Genomic DNA, 25,536 nt, shown 5'->3' with positions numbered 1-25,536 from the left:
ATAACGTTAAAGGAACTATTAGTTATGTCGTCTTTTTTTAAAAATGGCTTGAGTTTAAAAACGCAAGTTTATGGGTTAATTATAGTCATTTCATTGATTTCATTTTGTGTTCGGGTAGTTACCGATGTAGATACCACTCGCCAGTATTTGCAAACCCAAATGGGCAGCCACGCTCAAGATACCGCCACAAGTTTAGGGCTTTCTATTTCGCCCTACCTTGAAGAAGACAGCATAATGATTGCTCAAACAATGGCAACGGCCATTTTTGACTCAGGTTATTATAAGCAAATAAAGTTTACTAATGCCCAGGCTGAGGTGGTTTTTGAACTTGTAAACCCTAAGCGTGTTGAATCGGTACCTAATTGGTTTATAAGTGCAGTTAAACTAAACGCGCCAACTAGGCTGTCTGAACTAAACAATGGCTGGATTATGGCGGGCACGCTTGAAGTAACAAGCCATGTTGGGCAGTCGTATCTAACCCTTTGGGAGCATACTAAACGCAGCTTTTATGGATCGTTTTTATTATTAGTAGCGTCACTGGCTGTTGCATTTTTAATACTGCGTGCTGTTTTTAAACCACTTAGAGCTGTAGAAAACCAAGCCCACCTAGTTACACGTAAGCGCTTTACACTCAACGATGAAATACCTGTTGCGCGCGAGCTGCGCACTGTAACTAAAGCCATTAACAATATGGTTATGAACCTGCAAAGTACGTTTGACTCGCTTACTAGGCAAACACAAGCCCTGACCGAAGAAGTATATATAGACCCTTTAACTGGTTTAGGTAACCGAAAGTCGTTTGATAACCATTTTAACTCGGTAGTTGACTCTATAAGTGACGAGACACCTATTACTGCAATGATGATTACCCTGCCCTCGCTTGCAAACATTAATAAAACGGTAAGTTATCAAGACGGTGATGAACACGTAAACGAAGTGGCAAACATACTCAAAACCACGTTTGGCGAGCTTACTAATGCAAAAGTGTTTAGGTTAAATGGCAGTACTTTTATTGCCCTTGCCCCCTACGATAGTGATTTTTTAAATAGAACTCGCCTTGAAATTACTGATGCATTTAGCCAGCAAAAAAATAGTTTGCATGTTAATGGCTTTGCTAACTTTGCGTTAGTAAGTGTAGAAAAAGGAATGCCTGTAGGTCGCGTATTATCAGCGTTAGACACGGGCTGTACAATTGGTGACACAAACAATAATAAAATAGATAAAGACACTTTATTTAGTGTTAATCAGTGGCGCTCACTTATTCAGTCTATTTTAGCATCAGGTGAGGTGAGTTTTTCAGTGCAACCTGTAAAACGTGCTAACTCACAAAATAAGCAATGCTATTTTGAGGTATTTGCTCACTTTATTCATGAAAACGAGAAAGTGAATAACGGGCATTTGTTTGCTATGGCCGAAAAGCTTAATTTGACTGAAGAATTAGACAAAAAAATAATTCGTAATTTTGTTAATGTTAAAGAGCAATATCCAAACGATGTATTTGCGCTTAATTTAAGTAAAGCATCATTATACTCTACTGAGTTTATTGAATGGTTAACACTTTACGCCCATACTAAACCTGTTTTAAAAACTAATCTGTTATTTGAACTACATGAGATTAGCTTGCTTTATAATGTTCATATTGCTTCACAACATATAGACATAATAAAAGACATAGGCATTAATGTATGTGTTGAACATTTTGGTACTAGCCTTACCTCGTTTAGATACTTGCAAGGCTTAGATATTGAGTATGTAAAAATAGACGGTAGTTACATACAAGACTTACTAGATAACAGCCAAAGCCAATTTTTTATTCAAACAGTTAATAATATTTGTCATGGCTTTGGTATAAAGGTGCTAGCTTGTTTAATTGAAAAACCTGAAACATTACACATGCTTGAAAACCTAGGGTGTGACGGTGTACAAGGTAATTTGATTATGCCGCCTTCGAAAGTTATAAAAACCACACAAAGTAGCACGAATAAACAGTTTACTTTTTGTGCTGATACGCTAAAATTCTGTAATTAGATAATCTCTTAAAGGGACACAAGATGAAATCACTTATACTTGCTAGCTTGTTTGTTGGCGCTTCGAGCTTTGTAACATTTCCTGTTTATGCTCAAGCAGACAACGATGTAATTGTGCAAACAGATAACCTAGATACTTTAATAAATATTTTAACTAATGCGACTGCTGACACCCCCTCAGAAGAGTTACAAGAAGAACTAGTAGTAGCCATTGAGCAACTTTGCCAAAATACCGGCCCAGTCGATTTAGACTCACCTATCGCTAATGGAACGTGTTCTGCTGAGCAGCTTGATATAATTATGAATGCAGTTATTGCAGCCATTGGCGCAGATAGCCCGTTTATCTCTGATTTTTTAGCTGCCTTAGTTACTGCAGGCGTTGATAGCGATGCTGTAACGCTTGCTGCAATAACAGCTGGAGTTGATGCAACTATTGCGTCAGAAGCAACAGCAGCTGGTCCTACAGAGCCTACAGCACCAGCTGGCCTTGTAATTGTAACCTTGCCTACAACAACCGTTCCTCAAGGCGCAGGCGGTACCGGTGGTGACGCTGGTATTTCTGAAGTTGGCAACTAAATAATAACTAGTTTTATAATACAAACGCAGCCTAATGGCTGCGTTTTTACTTTAAACACTATTGTTTAACTATTAGCTCGTTTTTTTTGAGAAAGCTGTGAATCGTTTTATATTTTTTTTGCTGTGTGCAATTGTTTTTTTGCTGCCCCTTCCTTTAGGTAGCTACCGACCCTGGGCCATTATGGCAATGGGTATTTTAATTTGTATAACCTTTGTTTTTCACCTAGTTAATAGCGCTGTAAATAACCAAACGTTGTACCCTCCTCGCTATTCTTTACCCATTATTTCTGCTTTATTATTAGTATGCGCTATGTGTACTTTGCAATTTTTTACTGTGAGTTTAGACCCCTTTCAAACAAAACAAATGCTGTTAAAAACGAGCTTTATGGTTTGCTTTTGTTGGCTTATATTTATTTATTGCAATAATAGTGAGCGTATAAAAAAGCTTATTTATACCATTATTGCAGCGGGTGTTTTTCAGGCTTTGTATGCAACTTACCTAAATCTTTCGCCTGACATGCTTAGCCCTATTTTTGGATATAGGCACACGCAACGCGCCATAGGTACGTTTACTTACTCTAATTTTTTAGCTAACTATTTAGCGCTATGCTTATGTTTGGGTATTGGTGTATTAGTGAGTGAATTAAAGCGAGGTAGTCATGCAAGTGATCTTACATTTAAACAAACTTTGCGCGCCTGGACTGAGATTTTATTAAGCTCAAAAATAATTTTGCGTATATCGTTAATTATTATAATTATTGCGCTAATTTTAACGCGCAGTCGAATGGGTAATTCAGCCTTTTTTATAGCACTGATGGCTGTTAGCTTGTTGGCTTTGTTTGTTTACAATAAAAAACCTAAAGCGTTTAAGTTACTTATTATTAGTTTTTTTATAATTGATTTGATCATTATTGGTGCAATATTTGATGTAGAAAAAGTAAAGCAACGTATAAGCGAAACCAGTATTCAATCTGAAACACGTGATGAAGTAGTTCGTGATTCAATCCCGTTAATACTCGACAAGCCTTTATTGGGTTCAGGTGGCGGTACGTTTTATACAGCTTTCCCTGCGTATCAATCTGAGCCGTACTCTGGCTATTACGATAATGCTCATAACGACTATATTCAATTTGCTGTAGAGCTAGGTATACCCGTAACATCAGCTTTAGGGGCGCTTATTTTATATTGCTTATGGTTATGTATTCAAACCATGCGAAAACGCAAAACAGCGTTATTTCAGGGCGTGGCTTTTGGTTGTGCTATCGCTATTGTAGATATGCTGTTACATTCGTCGGTAGATTATTCGCTCCAAGCAGGCGCTAATTCAATGTTGTTTATGGCTATATTATGTTTGGCGATTTTAAGTAATAAAATAGTTGTTAAGCGAGGGCGTGATTTTAAATAGCTATTTTTAAAAATATTTGCACAAAGAGGTCTAGAGACGCTGCGCTTTAGAGTAGTGATAAATAAAATGCCAGGATTAGTTGTGTTTTCTCATTTACTCCTCTTTGTGCAAATTTTTATATTATTTTAATCACAAAGAGGTTTAGAGACGCTCCACTTTAGAGTAGTGGTAAATAAAATGCCAGGATTAGCTGTGTTTTCTCATTTACTCCTCATTCACTTCTCTTTGTGCAATTAGCTTAAGTTACTTTTTCACAAAGAGGTGAAGAGACGCTACGCTTTAGAGTCGTAATAAACAAAGTAAAATGTCTGCATTAGTTGTGTCTTCTCTTTTACTCCTCATTCGCTTCTCTTTGTGCAATTGAACTTAGTTATTTTTCACAAAGAGGTTTTGAGACGCTCCACTGTAGAGCAGTGATAAATAAGATGTCTGGATTGGTTGTGACTTCTCATTTACTCCTTATGCTCTTCTCTTTGTGCAAATTTTTATATTATTTTAATCACAAAGAGGTTTAGAGACGCTCCGCTTTAGAGTCGTGATAAATAGATGCCTAGATTGGTTATGTCTTCTCATTTACTCCTTATGCTCTTCTCTTTGTGCAAATTTTTATATTATTTTAATCACAAAGAGGTTTAGAGACGCTCCGCTTTAGAGTCGTGATAAATAAAATGCCTGGATTAGTTGTGTTTTCTCATTTACTCCTCATTCAGTTCTCTTTGTGCAATTGAAATTTGTTATTTTTCACAAAGAGGTTTTGAGACGCTCCGCTTTAGAGTGGTAATAAACAAAGTAAAATGTCTGCATTAGTTGTGTCTTCTCATTTACTCCTCATTCGCTTCTCTTTGTGCAATTAAGGTTTTTAATTCACTCAACAAATTTTTCGCGGCTTTACTGCTCTTCTAAATCAAACTCGGTGGTGTGGCCGTCGCCGTGGATTAGTTGATAACGCGCTAAGTCTCCTTGCTTCAGTGTAATTAAACTAATAGCTGAGTCGCTTACTAGGTACTTTTGGCCTTCACCTTTGGTTTGGTGTTTATCTACTTCCATATGCCAGCGTTTGGTGAAAAAGTTAAGCGGGCTTTTGGGGCCGTATAATATTGAGTCGAGCTTATCGAGTACATTAATTAGCTTACGCGGAAATTCGTTTTTAATACCACTGGCGGTGAGCTGCCATATGCGGTTTGGGTGATCGCCAAAGCGTTTTTGCACCGAAAAACAAAAAGAATAATGCACATCACCCGATAGAATAAGCGTTTCGTTAGGTGTGTCTGTACGCCTAAAGGTATCAAGCAGTTTTTTGGCCGATCCTTCGTGTGCCATCCAGTTTTCTACATCAACCATAAGCGGCTGGCCGCACATATTAAACGCCGCCTGTATTGCTTCTATTGATTTAACGCCAAACACTGGCGCTGGCGATACAATAATTACTTTGCTGTGGCTCAGCAGGCTTTCTTCAAGCTCTGTTAAGCGCTCCCAATCAAGTAAGCCTGAGGGTTCATTAAAGTTACTTTCGTTACGCCAGCGGTGTGTGCGGGTATCAAGCACAACTACTTTAGGCGTGGTGGTAAGCTCATAATGCCAATAGTTAAATTCGTTCAGAGGCTTATCAAAATCTTTAAACTGCCAACTATTGTTGGCGTTACGGCTTTGTTTAAAATCATCTATAAGCGCGCCGGTTTTATGTAGCGCGTCGTTGCCCAGCCCTTGAAATAGCCAATAACTTATTAGCCCATTATTAATGATGCGTTTACTACTTGGGTTTTGATTTATAGCTTGCTCCCACCCTGCTGTTAGGTTCCAATCATCGGTAACATCGTGATCGTCAAACATCATCAAGGTAGATACATTAGCAAATAAACGCTCTACGCGATTTAAGCCTTTTGCATAGTCAATTAACGCCTTTTTTTCGGCGTTAAAAATGGTGTTATTTTTTTCATTGCCTTGTGTGTAATGGCTATTTTTAATATCAACGCATTGCCACGCGGCGGCACTAAAGTTAAGTAAATACAGCGCTATAAATTCTTCAAAGTGAATTAAGTGATTATGCGCTTTTACGCTAGAAAAATGAGGCTCGTCTTTTTTTAGCCAGTACCCAACGCCCAATTTTGAACGTTTTTGCCATGGCGTTTTTGGTAAGTAATGATGGCGGTTAAAAAGCTGCTCATTTATATCTGCTGGTAAATTGAGCTCAAGCGGTTGCTCTTTATAAAGTCCTAATGCATCTATTAGCTGATGAATAGCCAATAGCATAGGGCCGGCAACATCATCGGCGTAAACTTGGTCTCCGCTAAGCAGTAAAAGCTGTGCGCCCTGCAGTTTATTACTGCGCTGGGCATTTTGCCATTCACTTGCTGATACTAAGCTGTCTTTTGCGGGGTGATGTGCGTTGCGACACGAGCCATGTAAAATATGCGTAAGCTTATTGGCAATTGCAAACGAAGGCGCTGCTTGCCCTTCAAAGCACCAAGGAGTTAAGTCAATTTTTTGCTCGTTAATATGCAGTGTATAAGCTAATAATGTGTCGAGCGGAAACTGGCTATCAACAGGTTTTATAATTATAAAATGCAGGTAAAGGTGTTTACCTAATGCAATGCTTTGCTGCTCGCTGTAGCTTTGTTGGTTTTCAAGTGTGATTTGGCAATTGCCAGGGCGTGAAGTAGCAAACTGTATACATATACCACTTTGCTCAGCTCGGCGCACCATAGGCCCCATTAATAAAAGTGGGAGTTGCGCCGATTGAGTAGTCATGTGTTAGCCTTTTGCTGCTAATTTAAAAAGTGAATAAAAGTTATCCGTTGTTGCTTTTGCAAGCTCGTTAAAGCTAATACCTTTAAGCTCACTAATATAGTAGGCAACATCTTCTACATACGCAGGCTGATTTGTTTTTCCACGGTACGGCACAGGTGCTAAATAAGGCGAGTCTGTTTCGATGAGTAATCTATCGAGTGGGATTTGTTTTACAACTTCTTTAAGCTCTACGGCATTTTTAAAGGTAACAATGCCTGAAATTGAGATATAAAACCCCATATCAATCGCTTTTTTGGCCATATCCCAATCTTCGGTAAAACAGTGCAGTACGCCACCGCAGTTTTCTGCTTTGTGCTCACGCATTAAGTTAATGGTATCGGCTCTGGCGTCACGGGTATGAATAATCAGTGGCTTTTGTAGTTCGTTTGCTACTTCAATATGGCCAACAAAACTGGCTTGTTGTACTGCATGCGTGTCTTTTGAATAATAGTAATCTAGGCCTGTTTCGCCAATCGCGACTACTTTTTCATGCGATGCTAAATCAATGAGTTGCTGTTTATTAAGGGCATCTTTTTGATCAAGCGGATGCACGCCACACGATGCCGATACATCGTCGTAATGTTTAATTTTTTCAAGCATGCTTGGAAATTGATCAAGCGTTACACTTACACATAAAAAGTGCTCTACTTGCTTTGCGCGGGCGTTGTCGAGTACTTGATCTAGGTTTAAATCTAATTTGTCAAAATCAAGACGATCTAAATGGCAATGAGAATCTACAATCACTATACGGCCTGTATGGTTTTGGGTGTTAAATTATACTAACCTGCAAAATACTTAGTTATACCAATTTGCAATAATACCTAATCATTTTGCGAAGCTAAACGTGTCGCTGCCTGCGATAAAAAATTTTCATTTACGACTGCATGAATGCAGAGCAATTGCCGAGAATAACTAAATAGCGAATTTTTTACCTAGCTATCAACACGTTTTTCCAGCCTCAAAGTAAATCACTTAAGTAAGCGAATGGGTATTAAACGAGTTGGAATAAGCAAGTTAGTATTGCAAGTTAACGAGGGTTAAGCGCTCGCTAACCGGCTGCTTTATGCATATCACTATTAAGCAAATGCGTTTAAAACTACATGGTATATGTAGGATTACCAGAGTTTAACATAGTGCCTAATAGCTTTTCGATTTTAGCGTTTAAATTTGTTTTATCATCTAAAAAGCTAATGCCTATACCTGGTGGGTTAGAGCTTTGTGCGCCTTGTGGTGTGATCCAGGCAACTTTACCCGTTACCACGTCATCTTCTAGCGCATCAGGTAAAGTCACTCTGAGCGCTAAAGAATAGCCGATTTCGTAACGCATATTGGTACGTACAAATAGGCCGCCTTTTTTTAAATAAGGCATGTAGCAACGATAAAGTTCGTCAAGGTTATCTACATCAACTAAAAGCTCTTGCATATGTATTCCTATTAAATGTTACGCAGGGCATGCGCTAAACGCGACACTGCTAGAGGTAAATTAAGCCCGAGTACCTCTGTGCTATTTTGTAAAAATTCATTCAACGCTTGCTGAGCACTTTGGTACGCGTCAAAGCTTAAACCCATTATAAGCTGCTGTTTTAATTGCTCGCTTAAAAATAATGTAAAAATGCGTATTAGCTCAGGTTGTTTGTTTATAATATTTACAAGCGGACTAAAATTATGGCTTTGTTTAAACTCAGTTGCAAATTTATATAAAGTATCAATGTGTTGAAGCTGCTCTTGCGCTTGCCACTGTTTAATTAAAAGTGGTTGCGTATAAAATAAAGGCAGCCACACATAGTCACTAATATTTAAATCGGCTAACCAGGTTTTAGCCGCTTCTGGGTTTACGACTTTTATGTCTGTTTTAGCACAGCGGCTTAAAATGGTGGCAGGTAACTGCGCAGTGTGGCTTGTGGTTAAAATTAAAAAACGGCTATTACTGGGCTCTTCTAAGGTTTTTAATAACGCGTTTGCTGCTGCCGTGGTCATTTTTTCACAGTTTTCAATAATGGCCACTTTATTACCATTTTGCGCAGCAGAGTGGTTCATAAAATCGCTTATCGCACGAATATCGTCAACACCAATGCTTTGCCCTTCAACTTGCGTTAGCCGTTTATCAGGGTGGTTACCCGCAAGTGTTAATGAGCAACTTTTGCACTGCCCGCACGGGGCTAACTTGCTACCTTCGCTTTGCATATGGGTATTAATATTTTGACATAATAAGCTATTAGCTAATTGCTCGCTTAGCTCAAACTTACCAACGCCTTTTGGCCCGCATAACAACTGCGCGTGATGAAAACGCTGCGCTTTATAACTTTGCGCAAGCTGTTGCTCTACGTTATTAAGCCATGGCAATGGCATGTTATTTTAACCCTTCAAAAAAGGTGCGCAGTACATTGGTTATATCGCGGTGTACTTTATCAATGCTTTGGTTGGCATCTACGGTTTTTATTGAGCTATCGTCATTTGCCAGCTCAACATAACGCATGCGCGTACGCTGAAAAAACTCAATGGCTTCTTGCTCAATTCTATCAAGCTCTCCACGGCCTTTAGCACGCTCAAGGCCTATTACGGGGTCTATGTCTAGGTAAATTGTTAAATCAGGTTTTAACCCTTTTAATATCATAGACGACAAAGACGCTAACGTATTAGCGCTAATGCCACGCCCACCACCTTGATACGCTTGAGATGATAAATCGTGGCGATCTGCTAATACCCACTGCCCTTTATCAAGCGCCGGGTTAATTACATTATGCATAAGCTGCGAGCGAGCTGCGTACATAATAAGTAGTTCGGTTTCAAAGGCTATGTCTTCTTCATGTTCGGCTTTTACTAAAGTACGTAAAGACTCGGCAAGCGGTGTACCACCAGGCTCGCGTACGTTAATAAAGTCTATTTGTTTTTTATTTAAAAAGTCTTGGCATAACGAAATAGCCGTTGATTTACCTGCGCCTTCAAGGCCTTCAATAACAATAAATTTTGGTTTCATATAAAGTTTAATTCGTTTTATTTAATATATACGTTTTAACTGCCGCGTTGTGTTGCTTTAACGTGGTTGAAAATTGGTGACTGCCATCGCCCTTCGCCACAAAATAAACATACTGTGTTTTAGGCGGATTAAGCGCTGCTAAAATAGCCGCTTTTGAGGGCATGGCAATGGGTGTTGGCGGCAGCCCTTTAATGCGATACGTATTATAGGGTGTGTAATCGCGTAAATCTTTTCGCTTAATGTCACCGTCAAAACTCTCCCCTAGGCCATATATTACGGTGGGATCGGTTTGTAGGCGCATATTTGCGTTTAATCTATTTATAAATACGGCGGCTATTAACGGGCGCTCACTGGCAAGGCCTGTTTCTTTTTCGATAATAGAGGCCATGATAAGTGCATCATATGCGTTTTTATACGGTAGGTTTTCTGCACGTTGTGACCATGCTTGCTCAAGTGTTTGCTGCATTTTAACGGCCGCACGTTTTAATAAACTACTGGCAGTATCACCGCTGTGATAATGATACGTATCTGGAAACAGCCACCCTTCTAAATGGCCTTTTTCTCCTACTATTTGCTGCGCCAGTTGCTCTGTATTTAAGTTATTAGTTAGATGCGGCGCACTACTAATGGCTGCTATCACTTCGCGTAAGTTTTGCCCTTCGATAATAGTAAAGCTAAAACTGATTTGCTCACCGTTGTTTATTTTTTTTATATTATTAATAACGCTTGTATTCGTTAGCTCGTACAAGCCGGCTTTTAAGTCGGTTAGTGTTGGGTCAAGCTTTGCAATTACTTGGTAACGCCAGCAGCTTTTTAACCAATTATTAGCTTGCCATTGTTTACATAGCTGGTTAAAGCCCATGCCTTTTTTAACTTCAAACTGGGTAGGCGTTGTTATATTTAGCGGGCTAGTTATTGTTGCTTGTAATTGCTGATACCCTACTAGCGTTGTAACTAAAGCTAACAATAATACCGATAAAATAACTTTTAACACTTAGCCTCCTTGGCTAATAATTCATTTAATAAACACATGCTTTGCTCAACATTAAATGTATGTTGTTCTATACGACTAACGGGCACAGCGCCCATTAAGCTATTACAAATAAATACAGCACTAGCTTGGGTTAATTCATTTAGGCTTACTTGCTTAAATTCAACCGCTAATTTATCACATAACGATTGCAGATAAACCCCTTTAATACCGCATTGCTCAAGGCTTGGCGTATATACCTTATTATCACTAATAGCAAAAATATTAGCTGCCGAGGCTTCAATCACATTGTTTTGATGATCGAGTACTAAAACATCGTCACATTGCTGTTTTGCCATGGCATTTTTAATCAGCACTTGTTCTAGTCGGTTAAGTGTTTTTAAACCGGCTAATAAAGGTTGGGCTGCTAATTTTATTGGGCTTAGGGCTAAACTCACCCCTGTTTTAGCTAATGCTGGGTAGCTTTGTGGAAACTCTAACACGGTAATTAAAATGGTTAAATGGGTGTGTTGCGGCAATCCATAGCCTCGCCCACCTTCTCCGCGGGTGATCACTATTTTAAGCACATTTAATTGGCAGCCAGTAATCGCCTTTGCAATATGTTGCTCAAGCTCAGTAAAGTTAATTGCAGGAAACGCTAAGCGTTCTGCGCATTCTACCAAACGTGCTTTATGGTACTGCCAGTGCTCTACTTGCCCAGCAATTACTTTGGCTGTGGTAAAAAAACCATCACCGTAGTTAAGGCCTCTATCGCGTGTATTAATCGCACTTGTATCATCGGTTGTTATTATTGTTTGCATATTGAATGGCTTGCATAAAAAAAGCCCAGTTAAACAACTGAGCTCTTATAATGTGGTTCGTTGTTAAAAAGGATTATACCTTTTTAAATAGCAACGAGCCATTAGTCCCACCAAAACCAAATGAGTTACACAATGCAAAGTCGAGTTTTGCATCACGTGCAGTGTGGGCTATGTAATCTAAGTCACAGCCTTCATCTGGGTTGTCTAGGTTAATGGTGGGCGATACTTTTTGATCGGCCAGCGATAAAATAGAAATAATAGACTCTACAGAACCCGCTGCACCTAATAGGTGCCCCATCATCGATTTAGACGAGCCTACCATTACATCTTGCGCTGCACTGCCAAAAATAGTTTTAACAGCTTGCGTTTCGGCTTTGTCGCCTGCATTAGTAGATGTACCGTGTGCGTTAATGTAACCAACTTGGTCTGCATTTACTTGTGCATCGTTTAATGCATTTTGCATAGCAAGTGCCGCACCTGCACCGTCTTCCGGTGGCGAGGTCATGTGATACGCATCACCGCTCATACCAAAGCCAACAAGCTCAGCATAAATTTTAGCGCCACGGGCTTTAGCGTGTTCATACTCTTCTACTACAACAACACCTGCACCATCAGATAGTACAAAACCATCGCGGTCTTTGTCCCACGGACGCGACGCAGCTTGTGGGTCGTCGTTACGGGTAGAAAGCGCACGTGCAGCATTAAAGCCACCCATACCAATCGGTGTACAGGCTTTTTCTGCGCCACCGGCAACCATCGCATCGGCATCGCCGTAAGCAATCATACGCGCTGCATGGCCAATATTGTGTAGGCCTGTAGTACATGCCGTCACAATAGAAATATTAGGACCACGTAAACCATGCATCATTGATAAATGGCCCGAGATCATATTAATAATTGTTGATGGCACATAAAATGGCGAAAGCTTACGTGGGCCACTGTTAAGCAGTTTTATGTGGTTTTCTTCAATGAGGGTCAATCCACCAATACCTGAACCTACTGCTACACCAATACGTGTTGCGTTTTGTTCAGTAACTTCAAGGCCTGAGTCTTGAAAGGCTTGAACACCCGCTGCAATGCCGTACTGAATAAATAAGTCCATTTTTTTAGTATCTTTCGCTGACATGTATGCAGTTGCATCAAAGTCATTTATGAGTCCAGCGAATTTAGTACCAAATTTTGATGTATCAAAGTGGGTTATATTTTGTATACCACTTTTACCATCTAATAAGCCTTGCCAGGTAGATTGCACATCATTACCTAGCGGCGTCAACATTCCTAAGCCAGTTACGACGACTCGACGTTTAGCCACGGTTTGCCTCCAATAAGGGATATTTAAACCAATTGATTAAAATAGTATTATTTTAGTAAGCCGTTTAACTCACTAAGTTTAAATCTATTGGCATTACAAAGGGAATTCATACCCAAGCGACCTCAAAGTGCGAGTCTCAAATTCAACTAAAGATGTGCTATTACAAATGAATGCAGTAGAGAGTAAAAGCGGGTGAATTTGAATCATGAACTTTGAGGTGGTTTGGATATATAGATTAAAGGCAGCGAATGCTGCCTTTAATATGCGATTAATTACTCAGCGTGAGCTGATACGTAATCGATTGCAGATTGCACTGTAGTGATCTTTTCAGCTTCTTCATCTGGGATCTCAGTATCAAACTCTTCTTCAAGAGCCATAACTAGTTCAACAGTATCAAGAGAATCTGCACCTAGGTCGTCTACGAAAGAAGCTTCGTTTTTAACTTCTTCTTCTTTAACACCTAGCTGTTCGATGATAATTTTTTTTACGCGTTCTTGGATATCGCTCATTCTTCTTTCCTTTATTAAAAACGCCAATGCGTTATTTTCAGATTGCGGCGTAGTTTACGCCGCATAATTCTCTGATTCAATGATTTGACCATAAATAATTGTCTGGTCAAACCTCTGAGTGTTTGTTTTGTCTTTTATCGCTTATTTTCACAGCGATTTCAAGTATGTTTAAAGCAAGATCATAAAAATTTCAATGTTTTTGAGGTCACTTACTTAAGTTATTTTTAGCATTTACTTTTAACAATGGCGGTTAAACCATGTACATCGCGCCATTTACATGCAAAGTCTCGCCAGATACATACGCAGCCGCGTCAGATGCTAAATAACACACTGCCGCTGCTATTTCATCAGGCTGACCTAACCGACCTGCTGGTACATTAGCAAGGGTGGCCGCTTTTTGATCTTCTGTTAGCTCATCGGTCATATCAGTTTGAATAAAACCTGGGGCTACTACATTTACTGTAATGCCGCGCGATGCAACTTCGCGTGCAAGCGATTTAGAAAAGCCAATAACACCCGCTTTAGCTGCCGCGTAGTTAGCTTGGCCTGCATTACCCATAGTGCCCACAACTGAGCCAATATTAATAATACGGCCGTTCTTTTTCTTCATCATTGGGCGTAATACCGCTTTAGATAAACGGAAGATAGAGCTTAAGTTAGTGTCGATAATATCGTCCCACTCACCGTCTTTCATACGCATTAATAAATTATCACGGGTAATACCTGCGTTATTTACAAGTACGTCAACATCGCCAAAGTCGGCTTTTATTGCTGCTAATGTAGCCTCAATCGATGCAGGATCGGTTACGTTTAAAGCATAACCCTTACCGTTATCACCTAAGTAATCGCTAATTTTAGCCGCGCCTGACTCACTCGTAGCAGTACCTGCTACTTTTGCGCCTTGCGCTACTAAAGTGTTCGCAATTGCTTTACCAATACCACGGCTTGCGCCAGTAATTAGGACAACTTTGCCCTCTAATGAAAATAAATTAGTCATTTTATATTCTCTTATTTTGCAGCGTCGATAGCAGCAGCGTCATTTACTGAGCCACATACCATTGCTTTATCAATTCGTTTTGCAAGGCCAGTTAATACTTTACCTGGGCCAAATTCGTAGCTTTGCGTAATGCCTTGAGCAACTAAAGCCTGTACTGTTTCTGTCCAACGAACTGGGCTGTATAGTTGACGTACCAATGCATCTTTAATTGCATCAGCCGAGCTTTGTGCTTTTACATCAACATTATTAATTACATCACACTTAGGTGTATTAAATGTTAAAGCGGCTAAATCGTTGGCAAGTTTTTCAGCCGCTGGTTTCATTAGTTCACAATGTGAAGGTACGCTTACACTCAGTGGTAAGGCACGTTTTGCGCCGGCATCTTTACACGCTTGTGAAGCTCTATCAACAGCAGCTTTATGCCCTGCAATAACCACTTGCCCTGGTGAGTTATAATTTACCGGTGAAACAACCTCGCCTTGTGCAGACTCTTCACATGCTGTTTTTATTTGCTCATCACCTAAACCAATAATGGCAGCCATAGAGCCTACGCCCGCAGGCACAGCTTCTTGCATGTATAAGCCACGGTTTTCAACAAGTTTTACCGCTTCACCTAGGCTAATAACGTCACTACATACCAATGCAGAGTATTCACCTAAGCTGTGACCAGCCATAACCACATCCACATCTGGGTTTGCAGCTAACCAGTGGCGGTAAATTGCCACGCTTGCTGTTAATAAAGCAGGTTGAGTGCGGTGAGTTTGATTAAGTTCTTCTTCTGGGCCATTTAGTACAAGCGCTGCTAAATCGTAGCCAAGTGCGCTTGACGCTTCGCTAAAGGTTGCTTTTACAATGTCAGAGCTCTCTAGTAGCTCGCTTAACATGCCAACGCTTTGTGAGCCCTGACCAGGAAATAGAAGTGCAATTTTTTGTGCCATACTTTGCTCTTTTTAATTAAACAAAAATTTAGTGTAACTACGGCACCTAAACGTTATTCGGCCGCCGAGTTTTTAGAATGTGTTTTTTCGAAAATAGCGGCTATTTTATCTGGAAGTTGACGTTCAACCTCTTTTACCGCTTCATCGATTGCTGCTTGAAATGCTTTTGCTGATGCATTTCCATGGCTTTTAACGACAATACCGCGCAATCCTACCAGAGAAGCACCGTTATACTGGTCGGGGTTCACCCGATTATAGAGTTTTTTTATGATAGGACTTAAAATAAACGCCATGCATTTGTAAATTAAGTGCTTTTCTAGGGCGCTTGTAAACTTTTTCATGATCAGTTTAGCAATGCCTTCGCAGGTTTTTAATGCAACGTTTCCGACAAACCCTTCACACACAATGACATCGGCTTTCCCCGAAAAAATATCACTGCCTTCACTGTAACCCGTGTAATTAATATAAGGGCTTTGCTGCATAAGCTGCGCTGCTTGCTTTATGCCTTCATGGCCTTTTATGTCTTCAGAGCCAATATTAAGTAAACTCACTTTAGGGTTGTCGCAGCCAAGAGCTTGGCCTGCTACTACCGAGCCCATAATGCCAAATTGATAAAGTATTTCTGAATCACAATGTACATTAGCGCCTAAATCAAGCAGATAAACTGGATTTTTTCGCTCTGTAGGAACGGCCGATATCAATGCAGGGCGTTTAACGCCAGGCAGCATTTTTAATACGTAATGAGCCATAAAAAATAAAGCGCCGGTGTTTCCCGAGCTTACACAGGCTTGTGCTTCACCCGATTTAACTAAATCAAGGGCGACACGCATAGAGGAGTCTTTTTTAGAACGCACAGCTAAAGCGGGTTCGCAGGCATTAGTGACAACTTCGCTGCAATGGCGAATAATTAAACGTGGGTGTGAAAGTGAATCGAGGGATTCTAATTGATTAGTAATTACTTGCTCGTTGCCACATAAAATGAGTGTTAAATTGGCATGAGCATTTACTGCGCAAACGGCAGCGGGGATAGATGAACGGGGGCCATAATCGCCCCCCATCATATCTAACGCTATGGTTAGATTAGTCAGCATAAAGCAATCTCTTAGTTAGAAATTACTTGAACGCCTTTGTAGTAACCGTCAGCAGTTACATGGTGACGACGATGAGTCTCACCTGAAGTTTGGTCAACTGTTAAAGTTGGACCGTTGATCGCATCGTGTGAACGGCGCATGCCGCGTCTTGCACGAGACTTTTTGCTTTTTTGTACAGCCATTAGTCTTCTCCTAAGAATCTTTCTTAAGTTGTTTCAAAATATCAAATGGATTTGGTTTATCATCTTCCGCCTTTAGTACACCAAAGCTAGCAGGCTTTGATGAGTAATTGCACGAAGCTTCGTTGTGTGTAGGCACTAATGGCACTGCTAAAATTAGCTCGTCTTCGATTAACTCAAACACGTTAATTTCACCGTTTTCATCAAGCGCTACTTCATCGTAGACTTCAGGAAGATCATCTGACTCAGCATCCAAACCAACAGGCGAATACATAAAGTCTTGATCCAAATCCAACCCTAAATCATCATTACAACGCTGACAAGTTACAGTTACGTGTGTAGACAAATTGCCACTAATCACAACTAAACCTTGCTCATCGGTTTTGCACTGAATTTTTACCGCTATTTCACCTACTTCTTCCTGTACAACACCTCGTAAACGAGCAAGTTTTTCAAGCGGTACAATACCATCGTAAGTTAAACGGTGTTGCGCTGCTTTCCCAGGATGAAGAGTGATGGGAATTTTTACCTTTTGCATAGGGGCTGCATCATATAGATAGTTAATTGGTTAGTCAAAGCAAAAAAGCATTTTTACATGGTTTTTCACGTGTTTTCATTACGGATCTGATTTATCCTAACTCAAACTAATTTTAATTAGGATAATAATTTATGAAGCACCCGCTTATATTAGCGTCAAGCTCGCCATTTAGGCAGTCTTTATTGCAAAAATTTAATCTGCCATTTAGTACTTTTTCGCCTGATATTGACGAAACAGCTATACCAAACGAAACCCCTGAGCAACTTGTTAAGCGCCTAAGCGAGCGCAAAGCGCGTGCCGCTTGCGATCATTTTGTTAAAGGCCTTGCAATCGGCTCCGACCAAGTGGCCGTATTTGATGGGCAAATACTTGGTAAACCTCATAATAAAGAAAACGCCATAAAGCAGCTTTCTTTGTTTAGCGGCCAAACTGTCACGTTTTTAACTGGCCTGTGTGTTTACGATATTGCTAGCGATAAAGCAAAAACGTTAATAGAGCCTTTTGAGGTAGTATTTAGAACACTCACCAAAGAGCAAATAGAAGCCTACTGCGATGCAGAGCAGCCATATAACTGTGCTGGGAGCTTTAAAAGTGAAGGATTAGGGATTTGCTTATTTGAAAAATTAAACGGAGACGATCCTAATAGCTTAATAGGCTTGCCTCTTATTAAACTCAGCCAGCTATTGGCTGAGTTTAATCTCGACATACTCGCCGCTCAACCTTAGCCAAGTAGTATGCGTTGCAGCTGCTGGTAATTATCAACGGTTGCAACGGGGCTAAACTCACTTAACTGCGCTGCACTGTGTACGCCCATGGTAACGCCAATTCTATCTATGTTGGCTGCCTGTGCCATGGCCATATCTATTTTGGTATCCCCAATCATGAGTGCTTCGTCGGCATTTATTGCTAATTCAGCTAATAGTTGTTCAAGCATATCGGGGGAAGGTTTAGAGCGCGCTTCATCGCTTGTGCGCGTGGCACTAAAGTAATGCCCTAATTGAGTTTGCTCTAATAAACGCATTAAACCATCACGCCCTTTACCGGTGGCAATCGCTAAAATAACCCCTTGTGCTTTTAACGCACTTAGTACATTTTCTACATTATCAAATACAGGAGTGGCAGTCGTATCAACACGGTATTGCTGTTTATAGCCGTTAACTAATGCGGGATGATGCGCTACCTCGTCAGGAAATAGCACCTCAATAGCAAGTTCAAGCGACATACCAATAATATTTTTAATTGCAGTGTCGCTCGGCGGCTCAATATTAAGCGCCAGCGCACTGTGACGAATACAATTAACAATTTTGCTAATTGAGTCCATTACAGTGCCATCCCAATCAAAAATAACCAGTTTATATTTTTTTAATACAGCGGTGGTCATTACGCTTTAGCATCTCTTAATTTTAAAATACAACTTTTAAGTGCGTTATCAAGCGGTGCCTCTACACGCATGGTAGTTTCGTTTTTAGGGTGATAAAAGCTTAAATCGTGGGCGTGTAAAAATAAGCGGTTTAAGCCTATTTTGCGCATTGATACATCAAACCCTTGGTCGCCGTATTTATCATCGCATGCAATAGGGTGGCCTTTACACTGTGTATGAACACGAATTTGGTGAGTACGTCCAGTCACAGGTGAGGCTTGCACTAACGAGCACTCGTTAAAACGCTCAAGTACTCTAAAGCGAGTATGTGAAGGTTTACCTTCGTTATTATCTACACGCACCACGCGCTCGCCCGACTTGAGGGTGTTTTTACGCAGCCCTTCAGTTACATTTTTAACCGACGAATCCCACTGCCCTGTTACCAACGCCCAGTAATTTTTTTCCATTGTTTTTTCACGCAGCTGCTCATGCAATGCGGTAAGTACCGAGCGACGCTTAGAAATTAATAAACACCCCGATGTGTCTCTATCAAGCCTATGTACTAGCTCTAAACTGCGCTCATCTGGGCGTAATACGCGTAGTGCTTCTATTAAACCGTAGCTTAAGCCACTGCCGCCATGTACAGCCATGCCCGAGGGTTTATTAATTACAATAAGGTATTTATCTTCAAAGAGTATAGCGTCTTCTAATTGCTTTACTTTATCAAGCTTTTTAGGCACAAACTCTTCGCGCTCTGCTACTTTAATTGGCGGAATACGCACTACATCATCAAGCTGTAATTTGTAAACTGGCTTAATACGCTTTTTATTAACGCGTACCTCGCCTTTGCGTAAAATTTTATAAACAGCGCTTTTAGGCACCCCTTTTAAATGGGTAATAAGAAAGTTATCAATACGCTGACCTAAATGGTCTTCGTTGATTGTGACAAAAGTTACTTGTAAGCCGGTTTTTTCTGACATTGCCTAATCACTGATTTAAGTAAAATAATTTAGTTGCTAACACGGTTATAATAGTGGGATAATCAGCAGCGCAAATATTTAGTATTTGCAAATAACAACGGTGCTTTTTAACACATTAAAACATTCGTGATGCACATTCTGGGTAGCCGATCATACAGATCCGAGTTAAGTTTTCCAAAGCTTTTATGCCTACTCAGTTAACACGTGCGATCAACTAACAGTAATGCGCGTAATATATTACTGGTTAAGTTTGAACATGAATTTACATTTAATGTAAAAATAAAAGCAATGAACAAATAATTTGTTTGATAGTGACGACGTAAAAACGTTGTTCAGCATTTGCTCACACGTAGTACCGTATAGCAGCTTATTTAGAACTAAAAATCTAGTAAATAAGCGTTTATTAACATTCGGCAGCGAACTTTGCTCGCAAGTACTTAGAAAATACTCATCGTATTTAAGTTACTTAACGAGCCCTACGCGCCTAACATAAACGTACTAAAAAGATTGATATGACAGGCCAACTTCTGGGTAAAACTTGTAAAGAGCGTAAGAGCCGACAGTTTTAGCACCATAAAGAATTTAATAACGTAAGCGTACGTTATTGTTAGCCAGCATTTAAAAAATACTGCATACACATTACAGAGCGTTCCGTTACAGACCCAGTCGTGAGGCTGCACATTCTAAAAAAAGGAACAACTGAACAGGCGAACACGTTTCGTCATGTCAGCGACAAAAAATAAGTAGAGTAACAATATGAAACGTATGCTAATCAATGCAACGCAGCAAGAAGAAATGCGCGTAGCACTGGTTGACGGCCAGCGCCTATATGATTTAGATATAGAAAGCCCAGGTCACGAACAGAAAAAAGCCAATATTTATAAAGGCAAAATCACACGCATTGAACCCTCTTTAGAAGCGGCTTTCGTAGATTACGGCGCCGATCGTCATGGTTTCCTTCCTTTAAAAGAAATTGCCCGTACTTACTTCCCACAAGGTTACACTTTTCATGGTCGCCCAAATATTCGCGACGTGATTAAAGAAGGCCAAGAAGTAATTGTACAAGTTGATAAAGAAGAGCGCGGCCAAAAAGGCGCGGCCCTTACTACCTTTATTAGTGTAGCGGGTAGCTACTTAGTGCTAATGCCAAACAACCCTCGTGCAGGCGGTATTTCTCGTCGTATTGAAGGCGATGAGCGTACAGACCTTAAAGAAGCACTTAGCCGTTTAGAACTTCCTAAAGGTATGGGCTTAATTGTTCGTACAGCAGGTGTTGGCAAATCGTTTGAAGAATTAAACTACGATTTAAAAGCACTTTTAGTACATTGGGAAGCAATTCAACAAGCAGCCGACAGTGCTAAAGCACCGTTTTTGATTCACCAAGAAAGCAATGTAATTTTCCGCGCTATTCGCGATTATTTACGTCGTGATATTGGTGAAATATTAATTGATAAACCACGTGTATTTGAAGAAGCTAAAGCGCACATTGAGCGTTTTCGCCCTGACTTTATGAGCCGCGTAAAGCTTTATCAAGGCGACACGCCATTGTTTACGCATTACCAAATTGAAAGCCAAATTGAGTCTGCGTTCCAACGTGAAGTACGCTTACCTTCAGGTGGTTCAATTGTAATTGACCCAACAGAAGCGCTTACCTCTATTGATATCAACTCGTCTAAAGCAACAAAAGGCGGAGATATCGAAGAAACAGCACTGAATACTAACTTAGAAGCGGCTGATGAAATTGCGCGTCAATTACGTCTTCGCGACTTAGGTGGCTTAATTGTTATCGACTTTATCGATATGACACCGCCACGCCATCAGCGTGAAGTAGAAAACCGCTTAAAAGATGCCGCTCGTCCAGATCGTGCGCGTGTACAAATTGGTAAAATTTCGCGCTTTGGTTTACTTGAAATGTCGCGCCAGCGTTTGCGCCCTTCACTAGGTGAAGCAAGCCAAGGCCCATGTCCGCGTTGTAGCGGCCAAGGTACTATTCGTTCTAACGAGTCTATCGCCTTGTCTATTTTGCGTTTAATTGAAGAAGAAGCAATTAAAGACAACACAGCACAAGTAAATGCACAAGTGCCTGTAGCGGTTGCCGCTTATTTATTAAACGAGCAGCGCAGAAGCGTTCATCGTATTGAAAAGCATCATAAATGTGATGTGGTTATTATTCCTAATCAACACATGGAAACACCGCACTACGAAGTGATGCGTTTACGTAAAGACGAAACACTAGAAACAGTAAGTTACGAGCAAGTTGTTGCACCTGAGCCAGAATCGTTCGAAATGGCTAAACCAGCAGCTGCGCCTGTTCGTGAAGAGCCGATGCTTAAAGGTGTTGTTATGCCTTCAACGCCAGCGCCACAAGCTAAAGTAGACAAACCAGCAGCGCCTGTTGCTGTACCTAAGGTTGAAGGTGGCCTATTGGCTGCTATTGGTAATTGGTTTAAGTCGTTATTTGCTGGTGAAAGCGAAGAAGAAAAGCAAGCAAAAGAAAAAGCTGAGCAAGAAAAGCAACAGCAAACACGTAATAACAATCGCCGTGGTAACAGTGACAACCGTCGCCGCAATAACAACCAGCGTCGTCGTAATAACTCTCGCTCTAAACCTCGTGGTGAACGTCCTGCTGAAGAAGAAGTGAAAACTGAGTCTACCGCGAACGAAAGCCAAGAGAAAAACGAGAACCGCAATAAGCGCCGTCGTAATCCTAACTCGCGTAAGCGTAACGATAACCGTAATAACGACAATCGTACCGCAGACAAAGAGCAAGTTAAAACGGACGTAAAAGCGAATGAAACTGAGGCTAAGCAAAGCACTGAGCCTAAAGAGCAAAAGCCAAAAGTTCGCCGTCAACGTCGTAATGTTCGCAAAAAAGTACGTATCCAAGATGAAAATACTGAGCAAGTAAAAGCATCTGATACTACTGAGCAAGCGCAGCAAAGCACTGAAACAGCTCAAGTAGAGCAGCCTAAAGCGCAAGAGCAAGCGCCAGCAGCAAAGCAAACTACAAATGAGCAAAAGTCAGAGCAAACAAAACCTGCACCTGTGAAAGAGCAAGCGCCTAAGGCACAACCTGAGCAAGAAGAAAAGCCAATAGCTGCAGCGTCAACTGACGAAGCAAACTCTGAAGATGAGCAAGGGCAAACACGTACGCGTTCACGCCGTTCTCCTCGTCACCTTCGCGCTTCGGGGCAGCGTCGCCGTCGTCCTGAACAAAGTGAAGCTACAGAAGAAAAAGCAGATGAAGCTCCGGCATTTGTGCCAGTAGCAGATCAAGCTGCCGCTGAGTATGAGGCAGAGCTAAAAGCAAAAGCTGAACAGCCAACCTCAAACGATGCAACAGAAAATGTTGAGCAAGCGTTAGCTGTAGAAGATTTAGCTAAAGTTGAAGCTGCCCCTAAAGCAGAGCAACCAACAGCCAATGACGATGCAGTACAAACTGTTGATCCTGAAACAGCTGAAGAGCCAGTTGTTGTTACTGAGCAACCAATAACAGCATCTGAGCCTGTGAAATCAGAACCTGAAGTAGCTGAGCAACCAGCAACACCAGAGCCTGTTAAAGCAGAGCCTGAAGTAGCTGAACAACCAGCAACACCAGAGCCTGTTAAAGCAGAGCCTGAAGTAGCTGAACAACCAGCAACACCAGAGCCTGTTAAAGCAGAGCCTGAAGTAGCTGAACAACCAGCAACACCAGAGCCTGTTAAAGCAGAGCCTGAAGTAGTTGAGCAAACAGCAACACCAGAGCCTGTTAAAGCAGAGCCTGAAGTAGTTGAGCAACCAGCGAAACCTGAACCTGTTAAAGTAGAGCCTGAAGTAGCTGAGCAACCAGCAACACCAGAGCCTGTTAAAGCAGAGCCAAAAGCAGCTGAACAAAAAGATGCCAATGCAAAAACGGTTATAAGCAAAGGGGCGGCAAGCGCACCTATGGCTCAACCGACACCAGTTGCTGATAGCGACGTAAAGCATACATCAGTTGCCATGGCACACGATAAACGTGAGTTAGTTCCTGATAGTGGCTTACGCGCAGGGTCAATTAAACCTGCAGGTCGTGCTAGTTCAGACATGACTAAAACAATGAGCGCTGAGTAACCCTTAGCCTCATTAAAAAGCCGCGCTATGTAAAAATAGCGCGGCTTTTTTGTTTTAATACCTGTCTTGTCCTGAAATATGTTTTGTCATTTACCCCTCTTTCGCTTCTCTTTGTGCAATAGATCTTCATTTTTTTATTAGTAAAAAATTGAAAAAACCAAAACGCTGATTCTCGCGTGAGCAAGCTTCACGCCTACGGGCGAAATTTCATACAGTGAATTTTAAATTGTACACTCAGCTTGTTGGCGTGATGGGCAAAGCCCGTAATAAACGCATATTCACAAAGAGGATAAGAGACGCTGCGCTTTTAGAGTGAGTAATAAAGCTAAACAAGCTAATTTGAAGGGCTCAGCTAATAAACAATAGCTTGTACTTTCTCATTTACTCCTCTTTCACTTCTCTTTGTGCAATAGATCTTTATTAGCAAAAATAAATAGCTGCTTCTCGCGCAAGTAAGCATTGCGCCTACAGCAGAACTTTAACACCGTGAATAATATTAACTTGTAGACGCACAACTTGTTGGCGTGACGGGCAAAGCCCGTAATAAAGGATTTATCCTCGAAGAGATTTAGAGGCGCTGCGCTTTAGAGAAGAAATGAAAAAATAATTGTTTGAATTGGTGTTGTTTTCTCATTTTCTTCTCATTCACTTCTCTTTGTGCAATAGATCTTTATTTGCAAAAATAAATAGCTGCGCTGCTTCTCGCGCAAGCAAGCTTTGCGCCTACAGCAGAACTTTAACACCGTGAATAATATTAACTTGTAGACGCACAACTTGTTGGCGTGACGGGCAAAGCCTGTAATAAAGGATTTACCCTCGAAGAGATTTAGAGGCGCTGCGCTTTAGAGCATTAATAAAACTAAATTAAAGGTAATAAAAAAGCGCGATATAAATATCGCGCTCTTAAATCGGCTTTTAACTAGATCAAATGAGTTTATTCGCTTTCATTTTCCATAAAGCGCTGTAACTGATCTTTTAAGTTTGGTGGAATGCCTTTAATAACCAGTGTATCGGTCGCTTCATTGTAAGTTACGCGCTCACCTAAATGTTTACGCTCAAAACTAACACTAACACCGCCCCCTAAACCCGAAAACTTAACCATACTGGTCACCGTTTTTTTATCGACCGGGAAAGAGTCTTCTAAATCGTAGCTTTGCTCTTTGCAAAAGTTATCAAACGGACTATCGTCACCTTTCGTTAGCGTAGCCGAGAGCTCAGTAACGCTTGCATCTTCACCCGTGGTCACGCAATCGTTACAGTAATCAAATACTTGCTTACGTAATTCGTCTTTTTCTGATTTATCGAATGATTGCTCCGATAAATAGTCTTCAACGGCATTAAGCATCACTTGGCTTTGCTGTTTAGGGTCTATGCCCTCTTCACAACCTAAAAAATCTAAGAAAAAGTCTGCCACTTTTCGACCTGCTCGCCCTTTAATAAAAGAGATATAGCGATTGTCCTCAGCTTGAGTATCCCACGCGGTTAAATCGATACGTGCAGCTAGTTGCATGCGCGATATGTCTAAGTGGCGCGACGCTGCTAAATCAAGCTCAGAGGTCATGCTGTAGTGCTCTTTAATATTGATCATAGCTATTAGCATGTAATCAGTAGCCACATACTGATAATGACAAAATACTAAGTAGCCTGTTTCGCTAAAGGCATATTTATCTAACTCTTCTTTTAAAACAGTAGATGCCTGCTCGGTCATGTGCCAAAAGCCTAACTCGTCATTACGATAGCTTTGCATTGCCGAGGCTACAACACTGTTTTTATCGCCACTAAATGCACAGTAACCTTTACCTGGCTTTGAGTTGTATGCATGATGAAGTTGTTCGATAAAAACAGCGACTTTATCGTTTATCACCATTTCATCGTTTCGTAGGTGAATTTGCGTATCGTCGTCTTTTTTGTCTACATAATGAACGACTAATTTTTTAACGTCTGTTGTCATCTTTGTTTTTCACGCCTCTGGTGTTAAAA

At 40.8% G+C, this 25,536-nt stretch carries 22 protein-coding genes; 5 read left to right on the top strand and 17 right to left on the bottom strand.

Annotated features, from left to right (window positions below):
- The first annotated feature begins 24 nt into the window (after window positions 1-24).
- From EJ103_RS06760 to EJ103_RS06750, 3 genes are all read left to right on the top strand, one after another.
- The gene (locus EJ103_RS06760; protein ID WP_126006640.1) at window positions 25-2,028 is read left to right on the top strand and encodes an EAL domain-containing protein; all 2,004 of its coding nucleotides are present in this window, start codon (window positions 25-27) and stop codon (window positions 2,026-2,028) included.
- Between the two features lie 23 nt (window positions 2,029-2,051).
- Entirely contained in the window at window positions 2,052-2,603 is a 552-nt protein-coding gene (locus EJ103_RS06755) for a hypothetical protein (protein WP_126006638.1), read from the top strand.
- A 97-nt stretch (window positions 2,604-2,700) separates the two neighbouring features.
- Window positions 2,701-4,008 carry an O-antigen ligase family protein gene (locus EJ103_RS06750; RefSeq protein ID WP_126006636.1) on the top strand — a complete coding sequence of 436 codons (1,308 nt, stop codon included), beginning with the start codon at window positions 2,701-2,703 and terminating at the stop codon, window positions 4,006-4,008.
- Between the two features lie 888 nt (window positions 4,009-4,896).
- Here the strand turns inward: EJ103_RS06750 and EJ103_RS06745 are convergent.
- The 14 genes from EJ103_RS06745 to yceD form a co-directional block, all read right to left on the bottom strand.
- Window positions 4,897-6,756, bottom strand: coding sequence for an alkaline phosphatase D family protein (locus EJ103_RS06745; protein ID WP_126006634.1), 1,860 nt, complete (start codon window positions 6,754-6,756; stop codon window positions 4,897-4,899).
- A 3-nt stretch (window positions 6,757-6,759) separates the two neighbouring features.
- Window positions 6,760-7,539, bottom strand: coding sequence for a YchF/TatD family DNA exonuclease (locus EJ103_RS06740; RefSeq protein WP_029773701.1), 780 nt, complete (start codon window positions 7,537-7,539; stop codon window positions 6,760-6,762).
- A 352-nt stretch (window positions 7,540-7,891) separates the two neighbouring features.
- Entirely contained in the window at window positions 7,892-8,218 is a 327-nt protein-coding gene (locus EJ103_RS06735; RefSeq protein ID WP_004587696.1) for a PilZ domain-containing protein, read from the bottom strand.
- An 11-nt stretch (window positions 8,219-8,229) separates the two neighbouring features.
- Window positions 8,230-9,144 (bottom strand): DNA polymerase III subunit, encoded by a 915-nt coding sequence (locus tag EJ103_RS06730; RefSeq protein WP_126006632.1) that lies wholly within the window; start codon window positions 9,142-9,144, stop codon window positions 8,230-8,232.
- 1 nt (window position 9,145) lies between these two features.
- Window positions 9,146-9,772, bottom strand: a complete 627-nt coding sequence (gene tmk, locus EJ103_RS06725; protein ID WP_126006630.1) for a dTMP kinase — start codon at window positions 9,770-9,772, stop codon at window positions 9,146-9,148.
- Window positions 9,773-9,779: 7 nt separating this feature from the next.
- On the bottom strand, window positions 9,780-10,766 hold the full coding sequence (gene mltG / locus EJ103_RS06720; protein WP_126006628.1) for an endolytic transglycosylase MltG: 987 nt from the start codon (window positions 10,764-10,766) through the stop codon (window positions 9,780-9,782).
- The gene (gene pabC / locus EJ103_RS06715; RefSeq protein WP_126006626.1) at window positions 10,760-11,563 is read right to left on the bottom strand and encodes an aminodeoxychorismate lyase; all 804 of its coding nucleotides are present in this window, start codon (window positions 11,561-11,563) and stop codon (window positions 10,760-10,762) included. The genes mltG and pabC overlap by 7 nt, the downstream gene beginning before the upstream one ends.
- Before the next feature lie 73 nt (window positions 11,564-11,636).
- Window positions 11,637-12,875 carry a beta-ketoacyl-ACP synthase II gene (gene fabF / locus EJ103_RS06710; RefSeq protein WP_004587691.1) on the bottom strand — a complete coding sequence of 413 codons (1,239 nt, stop codon included), beginning with the start codon at window positions 12,873-12,875 and terminating at the stop codon, window positions 11,637-11,639.
- 272 nt (window positions 12,876-13,147) lie between these two features.
- On the bottom strand, window positions 13,148-13,384 hold the full coding sequence (gene acpP / locus EJ103_RS06705; protein WP_004587690.1) for an acyl carrier protein: 237 nt from the start codon (window positions 13,382-13,384) through the stop codon (window positions 13,148-13,150).
- 250 nt (window positions 13,385-13,634) lie between these two features.
- On the bottom strand, window positions 13,635-14,381 hold the full coding sequence (fabG, locus tag EJ103_RS06700) for a 3-oxoacyl-ACP reductase FabG (protein ID WP_126006624.1): 747 nt from the start codon (window positions 14,379-14,381) through the stop codon (window positions 13,635-13,637).
- A gap of 11 nt (window positions 14,382-14,392) precedes the next feature.
- Window positions 14,393-15,319 (bottom strand): ACP S-malonyltransferase, encoded by a 927-nt coding sequence (gene fabD, locus EJ103_RS06695; RefSeq protein ID WP_004587688.1) that lies wholly within the window; start codon window positions 15,317-15,319, stop codon window positions 14,393-14,395.
- A gap of 53 nt (window positions 15,320-15,372) precedes the next feature.
- Window positions 15,373-16,410, bottom strand: coding sequence for a phosphate acyltransferase PlsX (plsX, locus tag EJ103_RS06690; RefSeq protein ID WP_004587687.1), 1,038 nt, complete (start codon window positions 16,408-16,410; stop codon window positions 15,373-15,375).
- A gap of 11 nt (window positions 16,411-16,421) precedes the next feature.
- Window positions 16,422-16,592: a 50S ribosomal protein L32 gene (gene rpmF / locus EJ103_RS06685; protein ID WP_004587686.1), complete on the bottom strand. Its 171-nt coding sequence runs from the start codon at window positions 16,590-16,592 to the stop codon at window positions 16,422-16,424.
- A gap of 10 nt (window positions 16,593-16,602) precedes the next feature.
- Window positions 16,603-17,127 (bottom strand): 23S rRNA accumulation protein YceD, encoded by a 525-nt coding sequence (gene yceD / locus EJ103_RS06680; protein WP_004587685.1) that lies wholly within the window; start codon window positions 17,125-17,127, stop codon window positions 16,603-16,605.
- Window positions 17,128-17,258: 131 nt separating this feature from the next.
- Between yceD and EJ103_RS06675 the strand changes: the two genes are divergently transcribed.
- Complete coding sequence (locus EJ103_RS06675; RefSeq protein ID WP_126006622.1) at window positions 17,259-17,852, top strand: Maf family protein; 594 nt, start codon at window positions 17,259-17,261, stop codon at window positions 17,850-17,852.
- Here the strand turns inward: EJ103_RS06675 and EJ103_RS06670 are convergent.
- Window positions 17,849-18,508, bottom strand: coding sequence for an HAD-IA family hydrolase (locus tag EJ103_RS06670; protein ID WP_126006620.1), 660 nt, complete (start codon window positions 18,506-18,508; stop codon window positions 17,849-17,851). The two genes, EJ103_RS06675 and EJ103_RS06670, sit on opposite strands and share 4 nt — an antisense overlap.
- The gene (rluC, locus tag EJ103_RS06665) at window positions 18,508-19,467 is read right to left on the bottom strand and encodes a 23S rRNA pseudouridine(955/2504/2580) synthase RluC (protein WP_004587682.1); all 960 of its coding nucleotides are present in this window, start codon (window positions 19,465-19,467) and stop codon (window positions 18,508-18,510) included. The genes EJ103_RS06670 and rluC overlap by 1 nt, the downstream gene beginning before the upstream one ends.
- A 756-nt stretch (window positions 19,468-20,223) precedes the next feature.
- Here rluC and rne point away from each other — a divergent pair.
- On the top strand, window positions 20,224-23,556 hold the full coding sequence (gene rne, locus EJ103_RS06660; RefSeq protein WP_126006618.1) for a ribonuclease E: 3,333 nt from the start codon (window positions 20,224-20,226) through the stop codon (window positions 23,554-23,556).
- A gap of 934 nt (window positions 23,557-24,490) precedes the next feature.
- On the opposite strand, the gene yejK is transcribed toward rne, so the two are convergent.
- Window positions 24,491-25,507 (bottom strand): nucleoid-associated protein YejK, encoded by a 1,017-nt coding sequence (gene yejK, locus EJ103_RS06655; RefSeq protein WP_004588924.1) that lies wholly within the window; start codon window positions 25,505-25,507, stop codon window positions 24,491-24,493.
- Between the last annotated feature and the right edge of the window lie 29 nt (window positions 25,508-25,536).

Source organism: Pseudoalteromonas sp. Xi13, assembly GCF_003952205.1.
Taxonomy (GTDB): domain Bacteria; phylum Pseudomonadota; class Gammaproteobacteria; order Enterobacterales; family Alteromonadaceae; genus Pseudoalteromonas; species Pseudoalteromonas atlantica.
Note: the sequence above shows the minus strand (reverse complement) of the source record. Positions and strands in the feature narration are given on the sequence as shown.

Excerpts from the sequence above, each read along its gene's own strand:
- EJ103_RS06760 (WP_126006640.1), top strand. The coding sequence starts at position 25 with ATGTCGTCTTTTTTTAAAAATGGCTTGAGTTTAAAAACGCAAGTTTAT.
- EJ103_RS06755 (WP_126006638.1), top strand. The coding sequence starts at position 2,052 with ATGAAATCACTTATACTTGCTAGCTTGTTTGTTGGCGCTTCGAGCTTT.
- EJ103_RS06745 (WP_126006634.1), bottom strand. The coding sequence starts at position 6,756 with ATGACTACTCAATCGGCGCAACTCCCACTTTTATTAATGGGGCCTATG.
- EJ103_RS06735 (WP_004587696.1), bottom strand. The coding sequence starts at position 8,218 with ATGCAAGAGCTTTTAGTTGATGTAGATAACCTTGACGAACTTTATCGT.
- EJ103_RS06730 (WP_126006632.1), bottom strand. The coding sequence starts at position 9,144 with ATGCCATTGCCATGGCTTAATAACGTAGAGCAACAGCTTGCGCAAAGT.
- tmk (WP_126006630.1), bottom strand. The coding sequence starts at position 9,772 with ATGAAACCAAAATTTATTGTTATTGAAGGCCTTGAAGGCGCAGGTAAA.
- pabC (WP_126006626.1), bottom strand. The coding sequence starts at position 11,563 with ATGCAAACAATAATAACAACCGATGATACAAGTGCGATTAATACACGC.
- acpP (WP_004587690.1), bottom strand. The coding sequence starts at position 13,384 with ATGAGCGATATCCAAGAACGCGTAAAAAAAATTATCATCGAACAGCTA.
- fabG (WP_126006624.1), bottom strand. The coding sequence starts at position 14,381 with ATGACTAATTTATTTTCATTAGAGGGCAAAGTTGTCCTAATTACTGGC.
- fabD (WP_004587688.1), bottom strand. The coding sequence starts at position 15,319 with ATGGCACAAAAAATTGCACTTCTATTTCCTGGTCAGGGCTCACAAAGC.
- plsX (WP_004587687.1), bottom strand. The coding sequence starts at position 16,410 with ATGCTGACTAATCTAACCATAGCGTTAGATATGATGGGGGGCGATTAT.
- rpmF (WP_004587686.1), bottom strand. The coding sequence starts at position 16,592 with ATGGCTGTACAAAAAAGCAAAAAGTCTCGTGCAAGACGCGGCATGCGC.
- yceD (WP_004587685.1), bottom strand. The coding sequence starts at position 17,127 with ATGCAAAAGGTAAAAATTCCCATCACTCTTCATCCTGGGAAAGCAGCG.
- EJ103_RS06675 (WP_126006622.1), top strand. The coding sequence starts at position 17,259 with ATGAAGCACCCGCTTATATTAGCGTCAAGCTCGCCATTTAGGCAGTCT.
- EJ103_RS06670 (WP_126006620.1), bottom strand. The coding sequence starts at position 18,508 with ATGACCACCGCTGTATTAAAAAAATATAAACTGGTTATTTTTGATTGG.
- rluC (WP_004587682.1), bottom strand. The coding sequence starts at position 19,467 with ATGTCAGAAAAAACCGGCTTACAAGTAACTTTTGTCACAATCAACGAA.
- rne (WP_126006618.1), top strand. The coding sequence starts at position 20,224 with ATGAAACGTATGCTAATCAATGCAACGCAGCAAGAAGAAATGCGCGTA.
- yejK (WP_004588924.1), bottom strand. The coding sequence starts at position 25,507 with ATGACAACAGACGTTAAAAAATTAGTCGTTCATTATGTAGACAAAAAA.